This window comes from Streptomyces capoamus (assembly GCF_014654935.1).
Classification (GTDB): domain Bacteria; phylum Actinomycetota; class Actinomycetes; order Streptomycetales; family Streptomycetaceae; genus Streptomyces; species Streptomyces capoamus.
In genome coordinates this window covers 62,333-67,291 of record NZ_BNBF01000031.1, presented here as the reverse complement: position 1 = coordinate 67,291, position 4,959 = coordinate 62,333, and the positions used below count along the sequence as shown (strand labels likewise).

Sequence of the window (4,959 nt, the reverse complement as noted above, 5' to 3'; positions counted from 1 at the left end):
CCACCCTGGAGACCATGCGCGACGAACACCTGGAGTGGGCCCGCACCGTGCAGTCCATGACCGCGCGCCCGTAGCCACGCCGATGCGCACCGGTGCGGTGGAGCGCACCCACCCGGTGCGCACTGGTGCGGTGGCGGGCCCATCCGATGCGCACCACGATGCGCACCACCGTCTATCCGGTGCGCTCCACTCGGTGGGCGGTGCGCGCACCGGCGCGGCCGGCGCGCGGGAGTGGTGCGCACCGGGTGGACGGTGGTGCGGTGAAGTGGGCCCGGGTGGAGACGGTGAAGGCGGTGCGTTTCTCCTTGACCTGAGCCGAGGTCAAGGAGAAACGCACCGGGTGGATGCGCGGCTCCACTCCCGTCGATGTCGTCCACTCCCACCCGGTGGGCTCCACTCAGTGGAGTGGAGCCGGGCGTCGTCGGTGCGCACCACCGCACCGGGTGCGCACCATCGGGTCCACTCAGTGGCCGGCCTCCCGGCCGCGGTGCGGTCCCGGATCCTGCGGGTGGTGCACCTGCTGATCGTCCCGGCGCACCGGGTGAGGCGTCTCGGTGTCGTCGCGGCGCGTGTAGCGATTCATCGTGGAGTGGGCCCGGTCGGCCGCCTCGCTGAACGCGTCCTGGAGGTGGCGCAGGCGTTCGGCGGTGACATCGAGGGCTTCGACGTCCGTGCGCGATTCCCGCAGGGCCCGCAGCGCCGTCATGTCCAGCGCCTCGCGGCGGCCGGGCTTCTGCTCCTGGTCGTCGTGCTCGGGGTCGGCCGGCTCGGGCGCGAGCAGCTGCTCGGGCATCGCCGCCTGCTGGTGGGCAACGACGTCGTACGCCCGGCCCCGCACGGTGGTGGTGCGCAGCTTCTCCCGCACCACCGCACCGGCGAGGACGGCACGGTCGTACAGGAGCGGGATGCGGGGGATCTCCCACTCCCCCGCGTCCTGGCCCGGGGGCCGGGGTTCGGCCGGCTCGCCGGGATCGGCTGGGGGTTGCCGGTCCGGGTCGGGAGCGGGAGTGGGTGGGCGGCGGCGGGCAGGGAGGTCGGACAGGGCCCACCGGGCTGTGTAGAGGCGGTAACCGGCCTCCAGGCCGCGTACGGTCTTCGGCTCGGTGATGTCCAGGCAGTGGGCGGAGATGGCGGCGGCCACGACTTGGTCGTCCACGCCGGGGTCGCGGCGGCGGCCGCGCAGGACGAGAGCGAGGTGACGGCGGGCTTCGGCGAGCAGGTGTCGGCGGTGGAAGCGGCCGCCCTCGTTCATCACGAACACGGTCGCGGTGACGTCGATGGCCGCCAGGGCGACGTCGACCACGGCCGCGACGCGGGCCCGGATCGCGGCGGCCGCGGCGCGAGCGTGCTCGAGGAGGGAGTTGATGACGTCGGCGGCGACCTTGGAGGTGAGGATCGCGCTCACCTTCCACCAGGCGCGCAGCTGCGCGAGCGGCTGGGTCTTCTGCTTGGGCGGGCGGGTCTTGAGGGCGGCGATCTGGTTCATCTTGGCGCGGGCCCGCTCGGAGACCACGGGCAGGAACTTCAGCTCGCCGTCGTCGTCGACGGCGGTGACGTACTCGTGCTCCAGCTCGGCCAGGCAGGCGGCGATCTGGTCACTGCGCCGGGAGGTCCAGCGGATCAGCTCGTGCGGCACCCCGGCAATCTCCATCACAGGCCGGCGCCCCGGGGTGACGGTGCGCGGCTCGGTCGCCAGCCCCAGCGCCTCGCAGACCTCAGCGGCCACCAGCTCGTTGTAGAGCGCGGAGGCGGCCACGGTGTTCTCGTACAGGGCCGTGGTGTGGATCGAGCCCCACTTCCCGTCCAGGCGCTGCCCCTTCACCGACAGCAGCAGATGGTCATGCAGCAAGGGCCGCCCAGAGCGAGCCTCGTAGTGGCGGAAGCGGGCGGCGACCAGGCCGCCGGGCGGCCGCACCCGGTAAATGCCGTCCTTGCCGTACCGGATCACCGCGACCTCGTCCTCGATCCACTCCAGCACCCGCTCGATCGCCCGCTCGTGAGCGGCCTCGATCACCCGCCGGGCCTCGTCATCCCCGAACGCCCACAGGAGGTAGATCGTCGGCTGCGGCCGGAACACGAAGTCCACGCCCGTGACTGTCACCCGGCGTCCGAGAGCGCCGGCCTTGAACGCCTTCTTCGCGGAGTCGCCCGCGGCGAGCCGGTCGGCCTCGATCCGGCCCGCGTACGGGTGGCGGCCCCGCTCACCGAACAGGTTCCGCAACTGCGCCTCGGTGACCTCCTCACCCGGCACCAGTCCGAGCACGGCAAGTCCCCGGCCCATCCATCGCCCGACCGGGACACCGGCCTGCTCCTGGGCGGCGCGCAGCGGCGTGCGGGCCGGGCGGCGACCGTCGCCGACAACGGTCTCGCGCAGGTAGTAGCGGTACATCTGACCGGCCCGGATCACCCTGATATCCACTGTCATGCAGACCACGCCACACGGCTCTGACCTGCAAGAAAAGGCCGATCAGTCTGGCGTCCCGCCAGGCGGGAGCAGCGGCCGAACTTTCTTCACCGGGGCCCGCCGGGCGGGAAGCGGAACCAGGGCCGGACGCGAATGTCATCGCTCTCCGGCAGCCCTCACACCACGACCCGAACGACACCGTCCAGCACCACTGAGAGGGCGTTAAGTCCCGTTCCTGCTGATGTGGTGTCGCCCGTTCGTGGATGATGGGACGGTTTCGTCCTCGTGTCATGTCGTGTGCATGATGGGGTTGGCTGACATGGAACGGATGCCGTACGCAACTGACTTGACCGACGAGCAGTGGGCGTTGATCGAGCCGCTGGTAATCGGGGGGAAGCAGGAGCGGGTAGCGCGGTCGGCGACCGGCGCCCCGGGCTCCTGCGACCTGCGCGAGGTCGTGAACGCACTGCTCTACCAGAACCGGACCGGCTGTCAGTGGCGGCTCCTGCCGCACGACCTCCCTGCCTGGTCGGCAGTGTTCTACTACTTCACCCTGTGGCGCCAGGACGGCCTTGACCAGCGGATCCAGGAGATCCTGCGCTGTCAGGTGCGGGAGCGGTCCAGACGATTAGAAGACCCGTCCCTGGTGATCATCGACACCCAGTCCGTCCGCGTGGCGGCCGGGGTGCCGAAGGAAACGACGGGACTGGACGTGAACAAGAAGACGCCCGGCAGGAAGCGGGGACTGGCCGTCGACGTGCTGGGCCTGGTCATCGGCGTGGTGGTCCTGGCCGCGAGCGCGCACGACAACGAGGCCGGCATCGCCTTACTGGACCAGGCGGCCGAGCGGTGCGGGATGCGTCTGGAAAAGGTCCTGGTCGACCAGGGCTTCAAGGACGCCGTGATCATCCACGGAGCGATGAAGGACATCACCGTCGAGGTGGTCCGCCGCAACCCCGACGACAAAGGCAAGGGCTTCGTCCCGCAACCGAAACGGTGGGTGGTCGAGCAGGTCCCTTATGCTCCACCGCCGTCTCGCCCGCGACTACGACCACCGGCCCGACAACGCGGCCTCCCGCGTCTACTGGGCCTCCACCGCCGGCATGCTCCGCCGCCTCACCACCCCTACCCCCACCCGGCGGGGCGCCATGGAACTGGCCGCATGAACGTCCACGAACTCCTGCGGCTGCTGCAGACCGAGCACGATGAGACCGTCGCACGCGCCGACCACCTGCGCGAACAGATCGAGCGGCTCGCCACCACTCTCGCCGAGACCGAAGCCCGCCTGGCCGAGCTCGCCGCCACCCGCAAGGTCATCGACCACCTCACCGCACCCGACGACGGGACGGCTCCCACGCAGACCGCCACCGCGACCGTCTACCAGCGCATCGTGACCACGTTCAACGAGCACCCCGGGAAGGTGTTCCGCGTCCGCGATCTGCACGAACACCTCGGCCTGCTCACCGACGAGCCCTCGATCAACGTCACCCGCTCCCGACTGGGACGACTTGTCCGCCAGGGACTCCTCGAACAGCCCGGACGCGGCCGCTACCAGAAACGGACTTAACGCCCTCTAAAGGGCCGGGCTTAACATCGAGACCATCACCACGGCCGCTTCGTTGTTACACCCCAGCTCAGCTGCTCTGTCGCCCCTCGTGGTGCACGGGCCGTGATGAGGCGGCCCTCAGGCACTCGCATAGCCGGAGAGCTGGCTGGCGCAAGGGTAGGTGGCGCTTGCGTGCGTACCCGTCGGACTCCGCCGCCGGCCGACGCGCGGCCGAAAGGGTCGTGGCGCAAGAAGCTTGCCGCCCTGACACCTCAGCGCCATGGTCTCCAGCTCTCCCACATGTGGTTCGGCGCCGGAACGCCACTGGATTGGGAAAAAGCACAAAACTCGCAAACCGTATCGCTCGCGGCTCCGGATTACAGACACGAAGACAAGCGAAGAGGAGGTGTACACGATGCGCGCACACAGCGTGAAGCAGATGGCCGTCCTCACGGCCGCTGGCGCCATGTTGGCAGGCGGAGCCGCCATCGCAACGGCAGGCTCCGCGGCCGCGGCCGCCCCGACCTCAGCGTCCACGTCGATCAGCCAGCACGGCGGCGGCGACCACGGACGGGCCCATGACGACCGGTACGGCAGCAGGCACGACAGCCGTCATGACGGCTGGTACAGCCGGCACGGCCACCGGTACGGCTACTGGGATCAGAATCAGCACAACCGCTGGCACGACGGCTGGTGGAGTGACAATTGCTGGCACTCCGGTTACTGGTACTGACGCCGCAAGATCTCAGGTGCGGTCCTGGACCACGTCGCGTGGTCCAGGACCTGCATGGCACCTCGACCGGCCAATGGCGCGCAAGTAGGCAGGCAAAGCGCGTCTGCCATTGCCTGGCAGATTGAATCGCTTTCCGCACCATGAGCCGCTTCCAGCGACGCGCCCGCTCGTAGCCTGCTCACCGCCCGCCCGAGCCGGTAGAGCATGGCTGCGCATCGCCTACACGTGGTACTGCCACAATCCGTACGACCAATCCGCAGTCCGCGTGGCCTCGGA

General features: G+C 69.8%; 3 protein-coding genes and 1 pseudogene. 3 read left to right on the top strand and 1 reads right to left on the bottom strand.

Going from position 1 to position 4,959, the window contains the following annotated elements; translation table 11 throughout:
• Positions 1 to 463: 463 nt before the first annotated feature.
• Positions 464 to 2,425 (bottom strand): MobF family relaxase, encoded by a 1,962-nt coding sequence (mobF, locus tag IE312_RS33655; RefSeq protein ID WP_189986015.1) that lies wholly within the window; start codon positions 2,423 to 2,425, stop codon positions 464 to 466.
• A gap of 298 nt (positions 2,426 to 2,723) precedes the next feature.
• On the opposite strand from mobF, the pseudogene IE312_RS33650 reads away from it, so the two are divergent.
• From IE312_RS33650 to IE312_RS33640, 3 genes and pseudogenes are all read left to right on the top strand, one after another.
• Positions 2,724 to 3,570 (top strand): annotated as a pseudogene (locus tag IE312_RS33650) (IS5 family transposase).
• On the top strand, positions 3,567 to 3,971 hold the full coding sequence (locus tag IE312_RS33645; RefSeq protein WP_229900743.1) for a type IV toxin-antitoxin system AbiEi family antitoxin domain-containing protein: 405 nt from the start codon (positions 3,567 to 3,569) through the stop codon (positions 3,969 to 3,971). The pseudogene IE312_RS33650 and the gene IE312_RS33645 overlap by 4 nt, the downstream one beginning before the upstream one ends.
• 394 nt (positions 3,972 to 4,365) lie before the next feature.
• On the top strand, positions 4,366 to 4,683 hold the full coding sequence (locus IE312_RS33640) for a hypothetical protein (RefSeq protein WP_189986014.1): 318 nt from the start codon (positions 4,366 to 4,368) through the stop codon (positions 4,681 to 4,683).
• The last annotated feature ends 276 nt before the right edge of the window (positions 4,684 to 4,959 follow it).